The sequence below is a fragment of the Streptococcus sp. HMSC10E12 genome (genome assembly GCF_001807855.1).
GTDB lineage: Bacteria > Bacillota > Bacilli > Lactobacillales > Streptococcaceae > Streptococcus > Streptococcus salivarius.
The window spans coordinates 324,417-345,297 of sequence record NZ_KV791104.1; the positions used below are offsets into that span (position 1 = coordinate 324,417).

Here is a 20,881-nt window from a genome sequence, read left to right on the forward strand (position 1 = left end):
TCCGCTCCTTCGGGTTCGGGGGTTCGAATCCCTCTCTCTCCATGTCTAAGAAACTGAATCGGGATAGTCGATATCAAGTACTTAGATGTTTTTTTATAGCATTTTGCTATTGGGGTATAGCCAAGCGGTAAGGCAAGGGACTTTGACTCCCTCATGCGTTGGTTCGAATCCAGCTACCCCAGTAAAAGGTATCGGGTGCATTGGCACCGTCTATGTTAACCATTGTCTTTGCGGGTACCTTTAAAAATATATTGTTATCAAGGGTCAGAATTGGCTGGCTCTTGTTGGAGGATCTTTTTAGAATGAACGAATTTGAAGAATTGCTAAACAGTGTTAGCGAAGTTAACACAGGTGACGTTGTAACAGCTGAAGTTATCTCAGTAGATAATGATCAAGCAAATGTTGTTATCGAAGGAACTGGTATCGAAGGTGTTTTGACACGTCGTGAATTGACAAACGACCGTGACGCAAACGTTGCAGACCTTGTTAAAGTTGGTGAAACACTTGAAGTGCTTGTTCTTCGTCAAGTTGTTGGTAAAGATACTGATACTGTAACTTACCTTGTATCTAAAAAACGCTTGGAAGCTCGCAAAGCTTGGGATAAACTTGTTGGTCGTGAAGAAGAAGTTGTTACTGTTAAAGGAACACGCGCTGTTAAAGGCGGACTTTCAGTTGAATTTGAAGGTCTTCGTGGATTTATTCCAGCTTCAATGATTGATACTCGTTTTGTTCGTAACACTGAACAATTTGTAGGTCAAGAATTTGACGCTAAAATTAAAGAAGTTGATCCAGCTGAAAACCGTTTCATCCTTTCACGTCGTGAAGTTGTTGAAGCTGAAGCTGCAGAAGCTCGTAAAGAAGTCTTCTCTAAACTTGAAGTTGGTTCAATCGTAACTGGTAAAGTTGCTCGTTTGACAAGCTTCGGTGCTTTCATCGACCTTGGTGGTGTTGACGGACTTGTTCACGTGACTGAATTGTCTCACGAACGTAACGTTTCACCTAAATCAGTTGTATCTGTAGGTGATGAAGTTGAAGTTAAAGTTCTTGCTATCGACGAAGAAGCAGGACGTGTATCACTTTCACTTAAAGCAACAACACCTGGACCATGGGATGGCGTTGAACAAAAACTTGCTGCTGGTGATGTTATCGAAGGTAAAGTTAAACGCTTGACTGACTTCGGTGCTTTCGTTGAAGTATTGCCAGGTATCGATGGACTTGTTCACATCTCTCAAATTTCACACAAACGTGTTGAAAATCCAAAAGATGTTCTTTCAGTAGGTCAAGACGTTACTGTTAAAGTTCTTGAAGTAAACGCTGATGCAGAACGTGTATCACTTTCTATCAAAGCGCTTGAAGAACGTCCAGCTAACGCTGAAGGCGAAAACAACGAAAAACGTCAATCACGTCCACGTCGTCCAAAACGTCAAGAAAAACGTGACTACGAACTTCCAGAAACTCAATCTGGATTCTCAATGGCGGATCTTTTCGGAGATATCGAATTGTAAGATAAAAAAGAGGCATGGAAACATGTCTTTTTTTCTATTTTAGAGTATGCTATAATAGTATACTGTTAGCACCCTTAGTGTAATGGATATCACGTAAGATTCCGGTTCTTGAGATAGGGGTTCGATTCCCTTAGGGTGCAAAAAGGAAAACGTTGAAAGATTTGTTCGCTCAACGTTTTTTTAGTTGCTAAGTTTTAGTGAAATTATTATGTAAAATCTTTTAGTGTTGAAAGGAAAAAGGCAAACATACAGATGAATGGCTACTAGCTTATCCTAAAATCAAAGTTGACTACTGTATTAGCGTCTCTATAGTGGATTTATTGGGGGAGACAGTTTGGCTAATCTTTTGCAATTTATTAAAGAATTTGATATAATACTCAGTATCTCATATTGGGGTCGTTACGGATTCGACAGGCATTATGAGGCATATTCTGCGACTCGTGTGGCGACGTAAACGCTCAGTTAAATATAACTGCAAAAAATACTAATTCTTACGCTGTAGCAGCCTAAACACCTGCTCGCGTGACTTCTAGCAGATAGCTTATGTTTGTTTAGAGGTTTTATTGATTTATAAGCTACGTTTGACCATTGCCTAGCTGGTTGAAAAGAGATTTATAGGCTCGCAGATAGAAGGCTTGAGTTATGTGTCGTCTATCTGTTAAATGAAAGACATAACCTATGGTTGTAGACGAATATGTTGGCAGGTGTTTGGACGTGGGTTCGACTCCCACCGGCTCCATAAATACTTGAGGCGTCAGCCTTTTATTTGTGTATATAGGAATTTATTATGAAAAAACTTTTGTCTTTGACCGTTTTAGGTCTCTCACTTTTTACTCTAGCTGCTTGTGGAAAATCTTCGTCTAAAACTGAGTCGAAGGGATCTCTGGATAATGAGGCTTCAAAGATTTTAACTGTTAAGCACGGGAATGTTCGCCAGAACTTTGATAAAATCACCATGGCAAATGCTTCTCAAGAATTCTCAGGAGGCTCAAATCTTGATAGCTTGAAGGGCTGGTTTGGTGAACCCTCATCAACTGGTCAGGAGCAAGCAGGAGATGCTAAGCTTGATGTTTATAATTGGCAGTATGACAATGTTGTGGTTACAGCGAAACTCTTTAACAATAGCACTGTCGTTAAGTCAATTTCAAACTTTTCTTACGTCCGTGATCCCAAAATCACACTGAAGATGTATGAAAACCTCAAAAATGGAACTAGCTATGATGATGCTGTCAAAACGCTTGGCACACCGGATGTTTATTCAATCGCTGTCTCTTCAGATGCAACAATGACACAGGCTCTTTGGTCATCAAACCTTGTCGCTAAGAAGGGTGAAACAGGTAGCCTTACCCTTAACTTTAAAAATGGTGCCTTGGAAAACAAGTCACAAGCAAATTTGATTAACAAGTAATCACAGTAAAAAATGCCTTTCTAAATCAATGAAGGCATTTTTTTGTTATAATAAAAGGAGTGATTAAAATTGTGGAGATGTAATGACCAAAAAAAGACTATTTTTTATAGGGATAGCAGGTTTAATACTGGTGTTCTTATGGCCTCTTTTAAATAACTTCATCCCCTTAATCAAGGAATGGATCAACGCTAAGCATGATCAAGCCTTTTTAAGAGAAGTTTTTAAGCAGGCTAATTTCCAAAATGCACTTATTCTTATTAGTCTTATGATTCTGTCATCAGCTATTCCTGGAGTTTCAAGTTCTATTTTTTGTATTTTTGTTGGGCTACTCTATGGCCCTTTGCTTGCGATTCCGATGAATATTATTGGTAATACTTTTGGAAATTTGACTAGTTTTGAAATTCTGAGAAGACTTGAAAAGCCAGAGAAGTCCAAACGTATGGAGAAACTCTTAAACTATATTGAAAACTTTAAGCATCGTTTTATTGGGATTTCTTTAGCCTTCTCTATTCCTTTTATACCATCAGCTCTGGTCAATTATGCTTGAGTTCAGATGAATTTACCCACAAGGACGAGGATTTTGGCAACCCTTATTGGAGTGACGCCAGTCTCGATTGTTTATGCAGTTAGTGGAGATTTGTTGCTTAATGTCCGTCCAATCCGAATGCCATTAGTGGCAGTACTTGCCATCTTGCTTTTTATCTCACTCGTCATTTACTTTATCCATTTTAGGAAGGAAAAAAATGAGCTTCATTCAAGTAACTAAAGAAGAATTTAACACACATGCGTTTGTCCTTAGTGTTAGTCCGTTTCAAAGAGAGATTAGAAATTAAGGAGGTAAGTTGATGAAACTTGCACTATTGGGTACAGGGATGATTGTGACAGAAGTTCTTCCTGTGTTAACAACTATTGAGGGCATTGAGCTTGAAGCTATCTTGTCGACACCACGCTCACTTGATAAGGCTGAAGCCCTAGCTAAGCAATATGGTTTGTCTCAGGCGACTAGTGATTATGAGGCAATTTTGTCCAATCCAGAAGTTGATACGATTTATGTGGGAACGCCCAACCATACCCACTATGACTATGCTAAGAAAGCGCTTTTGGCTGGCAAGCATGTTATCTGTGAGAAACCCTTCACCTTACATTTGGAAGAGTTTGAAGAGCTAGCTAAGCTTGCTCAAGAAAAAGAGCTTCTCTTGATGGAGGCTATTACCAATCAATATTTGGCTAATTTTACAGCGATCAAGGAAGCCTTGTCTGATATTGGGGATGTTAAGATTGTGAATATCAATTATTCACAATATTCGTCACGTTATGATGCCTTTAAGCGAGGAGAGATTGCTCCTGCCTTCAACCCTGAAATGGGTGGGGGAGCACTTAGAGATTTGAATGTCTATAATATCCATCTCCTGGTTGGCCTTTTTGGAAAGCCTAATCGTGTGGAATATCTACCTAATGTGGAGCGAGGAGTAGATACGTCAGGAATTCTAGTTTTGGACTATGGTAACTTTAAGGCTGTTGCCATTGGAGCTAAAGACTGTAGTGCAGAGATTCGTTCAACTATTCAAGGGGATAAGGGAGCTATTACCATTTTTGGTGCAACCAATACTCTTCCTGAGATTGGAGTCACTCTCAATGGTCAGAAAGAGAGAACGGCTAATCTTAATAGTCCACAACATCGTATGTATGATGAATTTGTGGCTTTTGAAAAGATGGTGGCTACCAAGGATTTTGACAGTGTTGCCAAGCAGTTGGAACATAGTCGTCAGGTTATGGAAGTTCTGGATCAAGCTTCGAAAGCTTTGTAACATACAAAAAAACAAGCAGTGGTATTAGCCATTGCTTGTTTTGTCTTATACAGTTGTTGGGAATGAGATCTCAATCAATTTGTCAGTGTGTACTGTTCTGAGTTTGTCCATCAAAACGATATCCTTGTCGATTTTTCGTTTGAGGAAGAATTCACGGATAACTTCTAATTCATTGTCTTTAACAGCACGGTGTTTATTTGAAATCAAGAGTTCATAATGCTTAGGTGCTTGTGTAAAGACAACATCAGTATTTCCAGCAGAGTAGGTCTCTACGAGAAAGGCATCTGTATTGTCTAGTTGGTTTTGAACGAGTTCTTGGTGTGTACGGGTCGTATTAATGAGTTTCATAGTTTCCTCCTAGGATTTGCCAGTTGTTGTGTTAGTTTCTTTCCATTGTTCGATTCCCCATTTATGACTGCCACGTTTAAGTTTAGCGATGGCTTCATCAATTGGAAACCAGGCCAGGTTATTGAAATCTTCGAGAGGTTTGCCAATTTTTGAAAAATCTACAACTTCATAAATATAGGCTGGATTGTAATAGTAAGTGTCACGGTGGCTTGAATAGAAGTATTCATCGGCCTGGCCATAGTACTGGCCTAAAGTGGCTGTAAACCCAAGTTCTTCAATTAACTCGCGTTCTAATGCGCTATAGTGATCCTCGCCTGCTTCAATCTCTCCACCTGGGAGAAACCAAGCCCCGTTAGGAGCCTGGACTAAAATAATCTTTGTCTTTTCTTGGTTAGGAATCACAGCATAAACACCGTAACGTGTTTGATAATGAGCTCCCTCAACCTTGTCACCAAATGTTGGATTCATGAGTTGCTCCTTACGTTTATTTGCCTATATTATACTAAAATTTTGCTCATTTTCCTATTGATTTAGGCAGAATTAGGGATAAATTTGAAAATAGGAAATGAAAAGATAAAGAAACCAAGTCATTGCGACTTGGTTTCTTTATTTAATCAGTTTCTTTTGCTGTCTCAGCTTTCTGAGCAGTTTTTTCGGCTTTTTTAGCAGACTTAATGGTGATGTGGCCTTTTGAAGTCATGACTGCCTTGAGATCTTTTTCGTTTGGATTTTCAAGGTAGAAGTCAGTAATAGCGTCTTCAATATGATCTTGGATGGTACGACGTAGTGGTCGAGCACCCATCTTAGGATCGTAACCAAGGTCAACCAATTTTTCCTTAACTTTCTCAGTTACACTGAGGTGGATACCGTTATTAGCCAAGCGTTGGTTGACATTATCAAGCATGAGGTCAACGATAGTAAGGAGATTTTCTTTGCTAAGGGCAGAGAATTCGATAATACCATCAAATCGGTTCATGAATTCAGGGCTGAAGAAATCTCCAAGCTGGTTAAGCACAGAATTGGTACGATTTTCACGGGCAGCTCCAAAGCCAACGCTAGCTTCTACTTTACCTGTACCAGCATTTGAAGTCATGATGATGATGGTATCCTTGAAACTTACAGTTCGCCCTTGACCATCAGTCAAGCGACCGTCGTCAAGAACTTGGAGGAACATGTGAAGAACGTCTGGGTGAGCTTTTTCAACCTCATCTAGAAGAATGAGTGAATAAGGATTACGGCGGACTTTTTCAGTTAACTGACCAGCTTCGTCGTAACCGACATATCCTGGAGGGGCACCGACTAATTTGGCAACGGCGTGTTTTTCCATGTATTCTGACATGTCGAAACGGATCATACTGTCAGCTGAACCAAAGAGTTCAATAGCCAATTGTTTAGAGAGTTCAGTTTTACCGACTCCTGTAGGACCTACAAAGAGGAAGCTACCAATTGGGCGATTTGGAGCACCTAATCCGACACGATTACGACGGATAGCTTTTGCGATTTTATCAACTGCGGCATCTTGTCCAATAACATGTGATTTGAGGTCATAAGCAAGACTAAGAAGTTGTGATTGTTCTTTTTCTTTCAAATCACCGACAGGAATATTGGTTTTTTGTTCCACAATAGCTTCGATATGTTTTTCGGTGATGACAGGCATATCTTGGTCTTTGATGGTTTGTTTTTGCATTTCCTTGTATTTAGCAATTTGATCACGGAAATAGGCAGCCTTTTCAAAGTCTTCGTCACGAGTAGCTTGAGCTTTTAGGTTCTCAGCTTCAATCAAACGTTTGTCGATATCTTTAGGATCAACAAAATTGAGGGTCAAGTTCATCTTAGAACCTGCTTCATCGAGAAGGTCGATGGCCTTGTCTGGCAAGAAGCGGTCTTGAATGTAGCGGTTGGACAATTCTGCAGCTGCAGTAATAGCTTCGTCTGTGTATTTGACATGGTGGTAGTCTTGATATTTAGGTTGGATACCACGCAAAATAGTGATGGTTTCCTCAACCGTTGGTTCGTCAACCTTAACTGGTTGCATACGACGCTCTAGGGCAGCATCTTTTTCGATGATGCGGTATTCGTTGAGTGTTGTTGCTCCGACCAGTTGAAGTTCCCCACGAGCAAGAGCGGGTTTTAGGATGTTTCCAGCATCCATATTGCCATCACCAGCATTACCAGCTCCTACGATTTCATGGATTTCATCAATAAATAGGATAACATCCTGACGTTGACGAATTTCTTCCATGAGTTTTTGCATGCGTTCTTCAAATTGGCCACGAATACCAGTCCCTTGAACCAGGCTGACCACATCAAGACGGATGACTTGTTTGCCTTGGAGTTTTTGTGGCACGCTACCGTCAACGATTTTTTGAGCTAGGCCTTCAACAACAGCAGTCTTACCGACACCGGGTTCACCGATGAGGACGGGGTTGTTCTTGGTGCGGCGGTTAAGAATTTCGATGACACGAATGATTTCCTCGTCACGACCAATAACAGGATCAATGTCTCCACGACGAGCGATGTCAGTGATGTTAATGCCGAACTCTTCAAGAAGACCTTGTGGCTGTTGAGGAGCTTGTTGGCGTGGTCCTCCTGGACGGCCTGGCCCTTGTGTATTGCCACCGTTTCCTCGGTTACCACCTTCTTGTGTTGGAGGTGTATTGGGAAGATCGCCGTTAGAAGAACGGAAGTTATTTAGGTCGCTGAAGAAATCATCGAAGAAGTTGGAACCTCCTGTTTGATTGAATTGATTGAGGGGGTTCTCTGGGTCAGATTTCATGATTTTATAACAATTTTGACAGAGGTCAACTTGTTGCTGATTACCGTTTACATTGGTATACAAATGAATACTAGCTTCATTAAGGTTACAGTTTTGACAGAGCATATCAGTACCTCTTTTCTATCTGAATTGGGAAAGACCTTTATTGAAAACAATCTTGGTCAAAAAAGGTCAAATCTATGACTCCATTATAGCATGCGGAAGGTAGATTGCAAGTAAAAAGCATCTAGGTTTGGCACTCTCTTAACAAGAGTGCTAACATTGAATTTTAATTCAAAAACTCTTGTCTAAAATGTATAAATATTATATAATGTTTTTATATTATTCAGAACGAAAGAGAGATACCTATGACACAAGCTAAATCATTTTTGAAAGAAATCGACTTTACCAAGCAGGAACTTGAGGAGTTAATCGATTTATCTATAAAATTTAAACAGCTAAAGAAGGAAAGAATTCCGCATAAATATTTAGATGGCTTAAATATTGCCCTGATTTTTGAAAAAACATCTACAAGAACTCGCTCAGCTTTTACAGTGGCTGGTCAGGATCTAGGTATGAATGTGACCTACCTTGGTGCTGGAGACATTCAGTTAGGTAAAAAGGAATCTGTAGTTGATACAGCCAAGGTGCTTGGTTCTATGTTTGATGGAATCGAATACCGTGGTTTTAAGCAAGAAGATGTCGAAGACTTGGCTAAGTACTCAGGAGTTCCGGTCTGGAATGGTTTGACGGATACCTGGCATCCAACGCAAATGATTGCGGATTTCATGACTTTGAAGGAGCGTTTTGGTAGTTTGGAAGGTTTGACCATCGCCTATATTGGAGATGGTAGAAATAATATGGCCAACTCACTTTTAGTCACTTCGGCTATTTTAGGCGTTAATGTCAAGATTATTGCCCCAGAGGTGCTGCAACCCGAAGATGAGATTGTAGCCCTAGCTCAGAAACATAATAATGGTGCCGATTTAACCATTACAGATGATATTTCAGAGGTCAAGGGAGTGGATATGCTTTATACGGATGTCTGGGTGTCAATGGGTGAAGAAGTAGACTTTAAATCTCGTATTGATTTACTCCTGCCTTATCAAATTAATGCAAACCTACTTGCCAAGACGGAAAATCCAGATGTCATCGTTATGCACTGTCTCCCAGCTTTTCATGATCTCAATACCCAAATTGGGCAAGAAATCTATGACAAATATGGTTTGGCAGAGTTAGAAATCACCGATCAAGTCTTCCAAAAATACAGTGATATCATCTTCCAAGAAGCTGAGAATCGTATGCATTCTATCAAGGCCATTATGTACAATTCCTTGAAAAATATTTAAAATTCCCCCATTTTTCCCATAAGTGTGATAAAATAAGTAAGAAATACACAATTAATAGGAGAAATAACATGGAATCACATTTGGTGAGAATCATTAACCGTCTTGAAATGATGGCGGCTGATGGTGGTAATTTGAAACGTAATTTTGAACGTGAAGGAGTGGTTGTTGCCGAAGTATCATTTAGCAACGATCCTGAAAATGGTCCAGTTTTCACATTGCGTGACGTTGAAGCACGTGAATCTTATTCATTTGATAGTATCGACTTGATTGCAATGGAAATCTACGATTTGCTTTACTAATAAATTATTTTGGAACTTTACAAGGTTCCAAAAATCAGAATGCCTGAAACTATCGAGTTTCAGGCATTTTTATCAGGATGAAAGCATGGGGTGATGCTTGTATGGCTTGTCAAAACAGTCAGTGTTTCAACTCATTGGCAAAGCTTTTGGCGTGGTGTCGTCTTGGAAATACATGAGGTGTATTGCTTGAGAGTTTTGATAGCTAGGTCTATAACTTAGTTTTTATACTGAAATATCGCATTTATAAGAAAATACTTTATTATTATACAGTCTTCTGATATAATATTGAAGAATATTAGTAAGGAGTATCTAGATGAATTTTTCATTTCTACCACAGTTTTGGTCTTACTTTAACTATGGTGTCTTAGTAACAATTATGATTTCGGTCTGCGTGGTCTTCTTCGGAACCATCCTTGGGGTTTTGGTATCCTTGGCCAAGCGTTCTGGAATCAAACCTTTGGAGTGGTTGGTAAGCCTTTATGTTTGGGTTTTCCGTGGGACTCCTATGGTTGTGCAGATTATGATTGCTTTTAACCTTATCCACATGAATCTCCCAACTGTTCAGTTTGGTATTTTAAACCTTGATTTGTCACGTATCGTTCCAGGTATTATCGTCCTTTCTTTGAACAGTGGTGCTTATATTTCTGAGAGTGTGCGTGCAGGTATCGAGTCTATTCCTAAAGGTCAGGTTGAAGCTGCCTACTCACTTGGAATCCGTCCATGGAATACCATGCGTTATGTGGTCTTGCCTCAAGCTATTAAAAATATCTTGCCTGCCTTGGGTAACGAGTTTGTTACTATTATCAAGGATAGTTCGCTCTTGCAAACCATCGGGGTTATGGAATTGTGGAATGGTGCACAAACTGTTGCAACAACAACCTACTTGACCTTGACACCGCTCTTGTTCGCAGCCTTCTATTATTTGATTGTGACAACAGCTATGACGGCACTCTTGAAACAAATGGAAAAACGACTTGGGGAGGGACGTAAATAATGGCAGAAACAATTATTGAGATTAAAAATCTTCACAAGTATTTTGGTAAGAATGAAGTTCTCAAAGGGATTGATCTAGATATTAAAAAAGGTGAAGTAGTGGTTATCATCGGTCCTTCAGGATCAGGAAAATCAACCTTCCTACGCTCAATGAACTTGCTTGAGAAACCTACAAAAGGTGTTATCTCCTTTGAAGGTGTGGATATTACAGATAAAAATAACGACATTTTCAAAATGCGTGAGAAGATGGGAATGGTTTTCCAACAGTTTAACCTCTTCCCTAATATGACAGTTAAAGAAAATATCACCTTGTCACCAATTAAGACTAAAGGTGTTTCTAAAGCTGATGCAGAAGCAAAGGCTATGGAACTTTTAGAAAAGGTTGGCTTGAAAGATAAGGCAGATGCCTACCCAACAAGTCTATCAGGTGGTCAGCAACAACGTATTGCTATCGCACGTGGTTTGGCTATGGATCCAGATGTTCTCTTGTTTGACGAACCAACATCAGCCCTTGACCCAGAAATGGTTGGTGAAGTTCTTGCAGTTATGCAGGACCTTGCTAAGTCAGGGATGACAATGGCAATCGTTACCCACGAAATGGGCTTTGCTTATGAAGTGGCTGATCGTGTTATTTTTATGGATGGCGGTGTCATTGTCGAAGAAGGCACACCACAAGAGATTTTCGACAATACTAAGGAAGATCGTACCAAGGATTTCTTGAGTAAAGTTTTGTAAGATATTCATTAAGTATGTATACATTGTTTGTGAAGGCTGGAACTTTTCCGGCCTTTTCTTTTTGTGTTCTGCTTTTCTAGAATCATTCTTGTTTAGGATAATATTGCGGAAAAGATGGATAAATATGCTATAATGATGCCATATCAAAAATAATAAAGTAGGTCAAGAAATATGCTCATATATGATGCGGCCTTAAAAACGCCTTACCGGATTCTTGGCATTAACCTCCCTAAGGATAGTCTTTTACACTTATCTAACCTAGGGTTGGCTGCCGGTGAAACGATTGAGGTGGTAACTAAGACCAAGAACAGTGCTATTATTATCGTTAAAGGGAGTCGCTTAGCCTTTGATGCGTCGATTCTGGATAAGATTGATTTGGCACCTGCGGAGGAAGATCAGGAAAAGATACCTCTTTCAGAATTACCAGTTGGACGTTCGGCTATCGTAACTGATATTTTTTCAGCCAATGAAACCAAACGACGTCTTATGGATATGGGAATTACAAAGCGTACTCGAGTGTTGTTGCGTAAGGTAGCCCCTTTGGGAGATCCTCTTGAAATTAGCTTGAGAGGGTATGAATTAACCCTACGCAAGTCGGAAGCGCAAATGATTAGTGTGGTCATGCTGGATGAGGGAGAGGAAAAATGACAGAAATTGCATTAATAGGTAATCCTAATAGTGGTAAAACCAGTTTATTCAACCTGATAACAGGGAACAATCAGCGTGTTGGTAACTGGCCGGGTGTTACTGTCGAACGAAAAAGTGGTCTGGTCAAAAAGAATAAGGATTTAGAAATCCAGGATTTACCAGGGATTTACTCAATGTCACCCTATAGTCCTGAAGAAAAGGTGGCGCGCGACTATTTGTTGAGCCAAAGGGCCGACAGCATTTTAAATGTAGTCGATGCGACAAATTTGGAGCGTAACCTTTATCTGACAACGCAGTTGATTGAGACAGGTATTCCAGTCACTTTAGCGCTTAACATGAGTGATGTTTTAGAGGCTCAGGGAAAACAGATTAATGTTGATAAATTATCTTATCATCTAGGCGTCCCAGTAGTAGCTACTAGTGCTCTCAAGCAAACTGGTGTTGATCAGGTTGTGAAGAAGGCAGCTCATACGACAACCTCTACAGTTGATGATATTGCCTTTCCAATTTATGACGATAAATTAGAAGCTGCTATTTCACAAATTTTGGAAGTTTTGGGAAATTCGGTACCGCAAAGGTCTGCGCGTTTTTATGCCATTAAACTCTTTGAACACGATGCTTTAGTTGAGACTGAGCTAGACTTGTCCCCATTCCAACGAAAAGAAATCAAAGATATCATTCGTATCACTGAGGAAGTTTTCACCGAAGATGCGGAGTCAATTGTCATTAATGAGCGTTATGCCTTTATCGAACGAGTTTGTCAGATGGCTCAAAGTCATACAGAAGATTTTGCTCTGACTTTGTCGGACAAAATTGATAGGATTGTCACCAACCGTATTTTGGCCTTGCCAATTTTCGCAGCAGTTATGTATTTGGTTTATTTCTTATCTATCCAAACTGTTGGAACCATGTGGACAGACTGGGCTAACGATGTGCTTTTTGGTAAGTATGTTCCAGATTTGGTAACTTCTGGTCTTGACTATCTTCAAGTTCAGGACTGGCTTAAGTCTTTGATTGTTGATGGGATTGTCGCTGGGATTGGGACAGTACTAGGATTCCTTCCTCAAATTTTTGTGCTCTTTATCTGTTTGGGCGTGCTTGAGGACATTGGATATATGAGTCGTATTGCCTTTGTTATGGACCGTATTTTCCGTCGTTTTGGACTTTCTGGGAAATCCTTCATTCCTATGTTGATTTCTACAGGTTGTGGGGTGCCAGCGGTTATGTCTAGTCGAACCATTGAAAATGAAAGGGACCGTCGCATTACCATTATGACGGCAACCTTCATGCCTTGTTCGGCCAAGTTGGAAATTATTGCCTTGATTGCTGGAGCTTTCTTCCCTAGTAATTCTTTAGTAGCACCAAGTACCTATTTTATTGGGATGGCTGCTATTATCCTATCGGGTATTGCCCTCAAAAAGACGAGTTTTTTAGGTGGTTTAACCAGTCCGTTTATTATGGAATTGCCTGCCTATCACTGGCCTAAAGCCATGTCAGTCTTGCGTTATGCTTTTGGTAAGGCTATGAGTTTTGTCAAACGTGCGGGAACCATCATTTTCAGTTTGACCGTTCTTATCTGGTTTATGTCTAACTACAACTTTACCCTACATACTGTAGATACGGAAGTTAGCATTTTGGCGACTTTAGGTAAGGGCTTGTCTTGGATTTTTGACCCACTCGGATTTGGAAATTGGAAGGCAACAGTTGCGGCTCTTACAGGTTTAGCTGCCAAGGAGACCGTTGTTGCCACCTTTGGTATTCTCTATCATAATAGCAGTGAGGTGGGTCTGGCTGAGGCTCTACGAGGAGATTATTCTTCCTTAGCTGCCTTTTCCTTCTTGATTTTTAACTTGCTTTGTGCACCATGTTTTGCGGCTATTGGAGCTATTAAGCGTGAAATGGCCAATCTGAAATGGACGGTTGGGGCTATCGGTTTCCAAACAGGTCTAGCTTATTGTGTGAGTTTAATCCTTTACCAGTTTGGTCAAGTCATCCTGTACGGTAAGTCAATGACAATTTGGACTTTTGTTGCTTTCTTACTTTTAGTAACGATGATTTACTTTGTTGTTCGTAAACCACGTCAGATTAAGGATCAAATCATTAGCTTGGATAATCTTCAAGAAGCTCATATTTAGGTTTAGGAGGAATTGTTATGTCTACCTTTATCATTGCTTTCATTATTTTTGCTTTGGCTGGTCTTGGCATCCGTCACTATATCAAAGGCAAAGGCTCTTGTGGCGATTGCGAGTGTTCTTGTCCGGTTAAGGAAGAAATGCATAAGGCTAATCGCTAATAAAATAATATATAGAAAAATGGTCTCTTATTCATTTAAGAGACCATTTTCTTACGATTGTAAGAAATGTATAAAGGTATCTAGGTTGGAAGTGTGATACTATAAGATAGATAAATAATCTAAATTTTTAACAAAAAAGGGAGATGTATAAGGAATGGTTTTGAACAAAGAGATTGTCCTAATTCATGGGACCTGGTGTGATGGCAATGTTTGGGGAGAATTTGCGACAGGTCTACGTCAAATGGGATATAAGGTTCATACACCTAGCTTTCGTTACCATGACCTACCTTATCAAGAGTGTCTAGCTAAGGTTGGGACTGTTACCCTGCAGGACTATCGAGATGATTTAGTGGCCTTGATTGAAAGTCTTGACCAACCACCACTTATCTTGGGACACTCTTTAGGGTGTTTAGTGGCTCAGATGGTTGCCGAAAAAACAGAAGTAGCTGGTATGATTCTCATGGGACCAGCACCAACAGCAGATATTTTTGCCTTTTATCCAACCATGTTAGCTTGTTTTGGCAAACACTTTTTACGTTGGGGATTTTGGAAAAAAGCCATGCCTCCGTATAAAAAGGAGTTTTTCAAGTATTGCATGAATGAACAAGAGGAATCTTTGAAAGAGGAAGTTTTTGCTGATTTGGTTCCTGAATCAGGAAAAGTTTATACTCAAATGGCCCTCCATTGGTTTGATAAGACAAAAGCAGCTTACGTAGACTTTAGTCGGATTTCATGTCCTGTTCTCGTCATTTCTGGGACTAAGGATAAGATGACTCATCCTAATATTGCCAGAAGAACGGCTAAGAACTACCGTGATTCCGTTCTTGTCTCCTTAACGGGTGCAGATCATATGTATGAAAGTGGCAAATTCCAGCAGAAGACCTTGAAGGTTATTAAGGGTTGGAGTCAGCAAAATGGTTTTGTGGACTAGTCACGAAGCTTAATCAGAAAAAAGTTGGAAGGTGACTCCAGCTTCTTTTTTAAGTTTTTCATTTGAAATGTCTTTTTGAAAATTTAGAAAATTTAGTCACAAAGAGCTCTCACTATGGTATAATTGAAAAAAAAGTATGTATTGGAGAACACCCATGGCGATAATAATGGATGGTAAGGCCCTAGCTGCTAAAATGCAGGATCAATTGCAAGAAAAGGTAGCACGTCTTAAAGAAAATGAATGGATTGTGCCTGGACTCGTGGTAATCATGGTTGGTGACAACCCAGCTAGTCAGGTTTATGTGCGCAACAAGGAACGTGCTGCTAAAAAGGCTGGCTTCCATAGCCAGACAGTCAACCTTTCTGAGAGTATCAGCGAGGAAGAATTGATTGAGGTTATTGAACAATATAATCAGGACCCACTTTTCCATGGTATTTTGGTTCAATTGCCATTACCAAATCATATTAATGAAATGCGTATTCTTTTGGCTATTGATCCTAAAAAAGATGTCGATGGTTTCCATCCTATGAATACTGGTAATCTTTGGAATGGTCGCCGTCAAATGGTGCCTTGTACACCAGCTGGGATTATGGAAATCCTTCGTGAGTACAATGTTGAATTAGAAGGTAAGACAGCAGTTATTATTGGACGTAGTAACATTGTTGGTAAACCTATGGCTCAGCTTCTTTTGGAAAAAAATGCTACAGTTACCTTGACCCACTCACGAACACCGCATTTGGCTAAGGTTTGTAGCAAGGCAGATGTCTTGATTGTAGCTATTGGACGTGCAAAATTTGTAACAGAAGACTATGTCAAAGAGGGTGCCGTTGTCATTGATGTGGGAATCAACCGTGATGAAGAAGGCAAACTTTGTGGTGACGTTGATTTTGATCAAGTGAAAGATAAGGTTGGCATGATCACGCCTGTTCCAGGTGGTGTAGGCCCTATGACCATTACCATGCTTATGGAACAGACCTATCAAGCTGCTCTTCGTAGTGCGAAAGGATAGTTTATGAAAGTTGATGACGATTTAGCTAGGCAAGTGATAAAACCTCGCTTGAGAGAGTCCCATAAGGGTTCTTACGGTCGAGTGCTTTTAGTTGGTGGGCTTTACCCTTATGGTGGTGCCATCATTATGGCTGCCGTAGCTTGTGTCAATAGTGGGGCAGGCCTGGTCACAGTAGCTACGGATCGTGACAATATCACAGCCCTTCATTCCCATCTCCCTGAAGCCATGGCTTTTGACCTTAGGGAGACTGAAAGATTTCTTGATAATCTTAGGGCAGCTGATGTGGTATTAATCGGTTCTGGTCTTGGTGAGGATGGTGCAGCTAGCCAGGCTATGGACTTGGTGCTAGCAAATATTAGGACAGATCAGAACTTGGTTGTTGATGGTTCAGCTCTCAATCTTTTGGCTAAGAAGACTAAGAAGGACTTACCAGATTGTCATCTTACTCTCACCCCGCATCAAAAAGAATGGGAACGCTTGTCTGGTTTAAGGATTCCAGAGCAGGCAGTTTCTAACACTCAGAAAGCCCTGAGAGAGTTCCAAGCTGGGACAATCCTAGTTGCCAAGAGTCACAAGACCGCTGTCTATCAAGGTGAAAAAGTAGCTCATTTAGAAGTTGGTGGACCCTATCAAGCCACAGGAGGCATGGGAGATACCCTGGCTGGTATGATTACTGGTTTTCTGGCCCAATTCGCTTCAATTGACTCCTATAAAGTAGTTACAGTTGCTGTCTGGCTTCACTCAGCTATCGCAGATGATCTGGCTAAAAATGCCTATGTGGTTTTACCGACTCATATCAGTAAAGCTATTCCTAGTTGGATGAAAAAGTTGTCATTATAATCTAAAAAAACATGTCTTATATTGAGGCAAGTTTTTTTAGATTTCGACATTTTTTTAAGTTTGCTAAAGCTTATTTGTGATAAAATAAAAGAGAATTTTTATGAGAACATAGAGGAAAAAAAGTGACATCATTTTCGAAAAAACTCAGTCAAAAATGGGAAAAACGGCGCCAAAAACGGAAAGAAAAACGAGCGAATAAACCTAGAAAGCCAGTAAACATCTCCCGTCGTGTTTACTTGCTTTTTGGTGTAGTCTTTGTCCTTTTTTTGTTGCTTTTTGCACGTCTGACCTATATGCAGGTTTATAACAAATCGTTTTATACGAAGAAATTAGAGGATAATTCTAAGTATACAGTTAGGATTGCAAGCGAACGTGGGCAAATTTTTGATGCTAAAGGGGTTGCCCTCACGACCAACCAAAGTAAGGATGTTATCACCTTTACACGTAGCAATTTGGTGTCATCAGATACGATGAAGAAGGTCGCTGAAAAGTTGGCGACCATGGTGACTCTGACGGAAACGAAGGTAACAGCACGTCAAAAACGAGATTTCTATCTAGCGGATTCTGCCACTTATAAGCGTGTTGTTAATGATCTTCCAAACGACAAGAAAACAGATAAATTTGGTAATAAATTAGCTGAAGCTACTATTTACAACAATGCTGTTGATGCAGTTCCTGATGAAGCAGTGGATTACTCTGAGGGTGAACTTAAGATTGTCTACATTTACTCACAGATGAATGCTGTTTCTAATTTCTCAACAGTCACATTGAAAACAGGAGACTTGACACCTGAACAAATTGCGATTGTAGCAGCTAAACAGAAGGAACTCAATGGTATTACGGTTGCTAAGGATTGGGAACGTCATACGGTTGATTCAGCCTTGTCACCTCTCATCGGGAAAGTCTCAAGTTCAGAAGCAGGTTTGCCACAAGAAGATGCTAAGGAATACCTCAAAAAAGGGTATGCCCTTAATGACCGTGTAGGAACGTCTTATCTAGAAAAAGAATACGAGGAGAAATTACAAGGAAAACATACTGTTCGTGAGATTACAGTAGACAAGGAAGGCAAAGTTGCTAGTGATAAAATCACTCAAAAGGGCAGCAAGGGGAACAATCTGCAGTTGACCATCGACCTTGATTTCCAAAAGGGAGTTGAAGACATCCTAGGTCAACAGCTTTCTTCAGAAATTTCAGAGAATAAAGCAACCTATTCTGAAGGAATGTATGCAGTGGTTATGAATGCTGACACGGGTGCTGTGCTTGCTATGGCGGGGCAAAAACATGAGCAAGGAGCACAAGATTTTAAGGCCAATGCTTTAGGAACAATCACTGATGTCTTCATTCCAGGATCTGTTGTTAAGGGAGCGACCTTAACTGCTGGTTGGCGTTCAGGTGCTATCTATGGGAACCAAGTCTTGACTGACCAACCCATCAACATTGCCGGTTCAGCCCCTATCACATCTTGGTTTACAGACCAAGGTAGCCGTGCTATTACCGCGACACAGGCTCTAGAATACTCATCAAATACCTATATGGTACAGATTGCTATCAAACTACTTGGCCAACAGTATGTTCCAGGCATGGCCTTGTCGACTGATAATATGGATAAGGCCATGACGACGCTTCGTGACACCTATGCTGATTTTGGTATGGGAGTGTCCACAGGACTTGATTTACCTGGAGAATCAGAAGGTTACATTTCTAAGAATTACAATGTAGCCAACGTTCTGACAGAGGCCTTTGGTCAGTACGATTCTTATACAACCATTCAGCTAGCTCAGTATGTTGCTTCAATTGCCAATGGTGGTAAACGTGTAGCCCCTCATATCGTTGGAGGTATCTACGATGCAGGATCTAATGGTAGTCTAGGAACTCTAGCCTCAACGGTAGATACACGTGTATTAAATAACGTACCTCTCGATTCTGAGCAGCTGGGTATTGTCCAACAAGGCTTTAATGATGTCGTTAATTCAGGATCTAGCCTTGCAACTGGTAAAGCTATGGCAAGCTCTATCATTCCAATCAGTGGTAAAACAGGGACAGCCGAAACCTATACGACAGATAGTTCAGGTAACACAGTAAAAACATATAATCTTAATACCGTGGCCTATGCGACCGCTAAAGATGGTACGAAGTTGGCTGTTGGAATCATGTACCCACATGGTCTTGATTGGAAGAGTAAAAGCCCTCAAGTTGCGGTAAAATCTATTATGGAGCTTTATCAAAATACTCACTAAACATCTAAAATCTCTTGTGCCTTGCACGAGGGATTTTTCTGTGATATAGTGTTTGAGTATTTGTTCTTGGCTAAAGACTTATCCATGAAAGAAAAGATAAGCGATGAATAAAAAATATATAGAACAGGAGGCCTTCATGCTTTATCCTACTCCGATTGCGAAGCTGATTGATAGTTTTTCAAAACTCCCTGGAATTGGGGCTAAAACAGCGACACGCCTAGCTTTTTATACCATTAGTATGTCTGATGAAGATGTCAACGATTTCGCAAAAAACCTCTTGGCAGCAAAACGTGAATTGACTTATTGTTCGGTCTGTGGTCGTTTGACAGATGATGATCCATGTAACATTTGTACCGATGAAACCAGAGACCGTACTAAGATTTTGGTTGTTGAAGACTCCAAAGATGTTTCAGCTATGGAGAAGATTCAGGAATACCGTGGTCTCTACCATGTGCTCCAAGGGCTTATTTCCCCTATGAATGGTGTTGGGCCAGATGATATTAACCTGAAAAGTTTGATTACCCGCCTTATGGACAGCGAGGTTGACGAGGTTATCATTGCCACTAATGCAACAGCAGATGGTGAGGCAACATCTATGTATATTTCACGTGTCCTTAAACCTGCAGGAATCAAGGTGACTCGTTTAGCGCGTGGTTTGGCCGTCGGTTCTGACATTGAGTATGCTGATGAAGTGACCTTGCTAAGAGCGATTGAAAATCGAACAGAACTATAAGTAAAAAGTGTTGGTCAGGCCAGCGCTTTTTGTTTGTAGTAAGTAGGTTTCTCATTAAAAATTTGGTAAAATAAAGTAAGCGCTTTTATAACGAGGAATCATGATGCAGATTGAAAAGGTTTTAAACAACAATGTTGCCCAAGCTTTGGATAATAATGTGGAATACATTGTCATGGGTAAGGGACTAGGTTTTCAAAAGAAGGTCGGAGACCTTGTTGATAAGGAAAAGATTGAAAAGACTTTTGTTTTGGAAAATACAGAGGCAGTAGAGGAATGGTCTCGTGTTTATGTCAATTTACCTGATGGTGAAATGCAAGTCTTTTTGAATATCCTTACTTTTGCTGAGGCTGTCTTGCAAACCAAGTTTGATCCCTCTTTTTTCATCGCCCTTGCTGACCACCTACATTACGCTATTGAAAGAAGTAGAGAAGGTGTTTCTTTGCAGAATCCCTTGGCTTGGGAGGTTCGAAAATTTTATCCTCGGGAGTATGAAATTGGGAAACAAGCCCTTCGTTTGATTGCCAAGGATTTAGAAGTCCAGTTGGCAGATGATGAGGCTGCCTCTGTCGCCTTACATTTTGTCAATGCACAAAAAGATGCGGGTCTCCATGAAAAAGATCGACAGATGACTCAAATTGTGGTTGGGATTAGTGACATTGTCCGTCTTCATTTTGGTTATGATTTGGAGGAGGATAGTTTCTCGTATAACCGTTTTATGACCCATCTCCAATACCTAGCACAACGTATTGTGAGCGGAGTTAGTGGTGGCAAGAATGATGCTTTCCTTTACGAACAAGTTAAGATAAATTATCGGGAGTCCTTTATCTGTACCCAAAAGATTGCTACCTATATCAAGACAAGTTATGTCTTTGAGCTAAGTTTAGACGAACAAGTCTTTTTAACCATTCATATTCAACGTCTTAAGGATAATTTAGATAAGTAAGCGATTCCCAGAGAGGTCCTACAAAAAGCAGACAATTAGCCTTAAGT

At 40.3% G+C, this 20,881-nt stretch carries 21 protein-coding genes, 3 tRNA genes and 1 other RNA gene (1 of these 25 running past the window's edge); 22 read left to right on the forward strand and 3 right to left on the reverse strand.

The features are described from left to right. The 9 genes from HMPREF3112_RS08220 to HMPREF3112_RS08255 form a co-directional block, all read left to right on the forward strand. A tRNA-Tyr gene (locus HMPREF3112_RS08220) sits at positions 1-42 on the forward strand (it extends 61 nt beyond the left edge of the window). A gap of 68 nt (positions 43-110) precedes the next feature. Next, a tRNA-Gln gene (locus HMPREF3112_RS08225) sits at positions 111-182 on the forward strand. A gap of 120 nt (positions 183-302) precedes the next feature. Next, positions 303-1,505 carry a 30S ribosomal protein S1 gene (gene rpsA / locus HMPREF3112_RS08230; protein ID WP_003094841.1) on the forward strand — a complete coding sequence of 401 codons (1,203 nt, stop codon included), beginning with the start codon at positions 303-305 and terminating at the stop codon, positions 1,503-1,505. A gap of 68 nt (positions 1,506-1,573) precedes the next feature. Then, positions 1,574-1,645: transfer RNA gene (locus HMPREF3112_RS08235), tRNA-Arg, on the forward strand. Between the two features lie 252 nt (positions 1,646-1,897). Next, positions 1,898-2,247: a transfer-messenger RNA gene (gene ssrA / locus HMPREF3112_RS08240) on the forward strand. Between the two features lie 45 nt (positions 2,248-2,292). Next, positions 2,293-2,913, forward strand: coding sequence for a DUF3862 domain-containing protein (locus HMPREF3112_RS08245; protein WP_048675996.1), 621 nt, complete (start codon positions 2,293-2,295; stop codon positions 2,911-2,913). 82 nt (positions 2,914-2,995) lie between these two features. Then, on the forward strand, positions 2,996-3,460 hold the full coding sequence (locus tag HMPREF3112_RS08250) for a TVP38/TMEM64 family protein (protein ID WP_239682185.1): 465 nt from the start codon (positions 2,996-2,998) through the stop codon (positions 3,458-3,460). Between the two features lie 33 nt (positions 3,461-3,493). Further along, positions 3,494-3,679, forward strand: coding sequence for a hypothetical protein (locus tag HMPREF3112_RS11770; protein ID WP_239682184.1), 186 nt, complete (start codon positions 3,494-3,496; stop codon positions 3,677-3,679). A 79-nt stretch (positions 3,680-3,758) separates the two neighbouring features. Continuing rightward, entirely contained in the window at positions 3,759-4,721 is a 963-nt protein-coding gene (locus HMPREF3112_RS08255) for a Gfo/Idh/MocA family protein (protein WP_048675993.1), read from the forward strand. Positions 4,722-4,766: 45 nt separating this feature from the next. On the opposite strand, the gene HMPREF3112_RS08260 is transcribed toward HMPREF3112_RS08255, so the two are convergent. The 3 genes from HMPREF3112_RS08260 to HMPREF3112_RS08270 all read right to left on the reverse strand — a co-directional run bounded on the left by HMPREF3112_RS08260 (position 4,767) and on the right by HMPREF3112_RS08270 (position 7,950). Continuing rightward, a complete protein-coding gene (locus tag HMPREF3112_RS08260; protein ID WP_002885967.1) occupies positions 4,767-5,069 on the reverse strand; it encodes a DUF1827 family protein in 303 nt (100 codons plus the stop codon). Between the two features lie 9 nt (positions 5,070-5,078). Then, positions 5,079-5,537: an NUDIX hydrolase gene (locus HMPREF3112_RS08265; RefSeq protein ID WP_002885978.1), complete on the reverse strand. Its 459-nt coding sequence runs from the start codon at positions 5,535-5,537 to the stop codon at positions 5,079-5,081. A gap of 142 nt (positions 5,538-5,679) precedes the next feature. Next, complete coding sequence (locus tag HMPREF3112_RS08270) at positions 5,680-7,950, reverse strand: ATP-dependent Clp protease ATP-binding subunit (protein WP_070439201.1); 2,271 nt, start codon at positions 7,948-7,950, stop codon at positions 5,680-5,682. 242 nt (positions 7,951-8,192) lie between these two features. Between HMPREF3112_RS08270 and argF the strand changes: the two genes are divergently transcribed. From argF to licT, 13 genes are all read left to right on the forward strand, one after another. Continuing rightward, positions 8,193-9,173, forward strand: coding sequence for an ornithine carbamoyltransferase (gene argF, locus HMPREF3112_RS08275; RefSeq protein WP_048675988.1), 981 nt, complete (start codon positions 8,193-8,195; stop codon positions 9,171-9,173). A 68-nt stretch (positions 9,174-9,241) separates the two neighbouring features. Continuing rightward, the gene (locus tag HMPREF3112_RS08280) at positions 9,242-9,472 is read left to right on the forward strand and encodes a DUF1797 family protein (RefSeq protein WP_002885970.1); all 231 of its coding nucleotides are present in this window, start codon (positions 9,242-9,244) and stop codon (positions 9,470-9,472) included. A 313-nt stretch (positions 9,473-9,785) separates the two neighbouring features. Then, on the forward strand, positions 9,786-10,466 hold the full coding sequence (locus HMPREF3112_RS08285; protein WP_002886081.1) for an amino acid ABC transporter permease: 681 nt from the start codon (positions 9,786-9,788) through the stop codon (positions 10,464-10,466). Then, positions 10,466-11,200 (forward strand): amino acid ABC transporter ATP-binding protein, encoded by a 735-nt coding sequence (locus HMPREF3112_RS08290; RefSeq protein ID WP_002886191.1) that lies wholly within the window; start codon positions 10,466-10,468, stop codon positions 11,198-11,200. The genes HMPREF3112_RS08285 and HMPREF3112_RS08290 overlap by 1 nt, the downstream gene beginning before the upstream one ends. Before the next feature lie 171 nt (positions 11,201-11,371). After that, a complete protein-coding gene (locus HMPREF3112_RS08295; RefSeq protein ID WP_037599232.1) occupies positions 11,372-11,848 on the forward strand; it encodes a ferrous iron transport protein A in 477 nt (158 codons plus the stop codon). Next, positions 11,845-13,983, forward strand: a complete 2,139-nt coding sequence (gene feoB / locus HMPREF3112_RS08300) for a ferrous iron transport protein B (RefSeq protein WP_048675091.1) — start codon at positions 11,845-11,847, stop codon at positions 13,981-13,983. The genes HMPREF3112_RS08295 and feoB overlap by 4 nt, the downstream gene beginning before the upstream one ends. A gap of 17 nt (positions 13,984-14,000) precedes the next feature. Beyond that, a complete protein-coding gene (locus HMPREF3112_RS11085) occupies positions 14,001-14,141 on the forward strand; it encodes a FeoB-associated Cys-rich membrane protein (protein WP_002890392.1) in 141 nt (46 codons plus the stop codon). A 154-nt stretch (positions 14,142-14,295) separates the two neighbouring features. Next, entirely contained in the window at positions 14,296-15,072 is a 777-nt protein-coding gene (locus HMPREF3112_RS08305) for an alpha/beta fold hydrolase (protein WP_002886229.1), read from the forward strand. A 154-nt stretch (positions 15,073-15,226) separates the two neighbouring features. Beyond that, a complete protein-coding gene (locus tag HMPREF3112_RS08310) occupies positions 15,227-16,081 on the forward strand; it encodes a bifunctional methylenetetrahydrofolate dehydrogenase/methenyltetrahydrofolate cyclohydrolase (RefSeq protein ID WP_037599235.1) in 855 nt (284 codons plus the stop codon). Positions 16,082-16,084: 3 nt separating this feature from the next. Beyond that, complete coding sequence (locus HMPREF3112_RS08315; protein ID WP_048675094.1) at positions 16,085-16,921, forward strand: NAD(P)H-hydrate dehydratase; 837 nt, start codon at positions 16,085-16,087, stop codon at positions 16,919-16,921. 122 nt (positions 16,922-17,043) lie between these two features. Then, positions 17,044-19,158 carry a penicillin-binding protein PBP2B gene (gene pbp2b, locus HMPREF3112_RS08320; protein WP_070439204.1) on the forward strand — a complete coding sequence of 705 codons (2,115 nt, stop codon included), beginning with the start codon at positions 17,044-17,046 and terminating at the stop codon, positions 19,156-19,158. A 136-nt stretch (positions 19,159-19,294) separates the two neighbouring features. Further along, the gene (gene recR / locus HMPREF3112_RS08325) at positions 19,295-19,891 is read left to right on the forward strand and encodes a recombination mediator RecR (protein ID WP_002889030.1); all 597 of its coding nucleotides are present in this window, start codon (positions 19,295-19,297) and stop codon (positions 19,889-19,891) included. A gap of 103 nt (positions 19,892-19,994) precedes the next feature. Then, entirely contained in the window at positions 19,995-20,834 is an 840-nt protein-coding gene (licT, locus tag HMPREF3112_RS08330; RefSeq protein ID WP_070439207.1) for a BglG family transcription antiterminator LicT, read from the forward strand. Positions 20,835-20,881 lie beyond the last annotated feature (47 nt).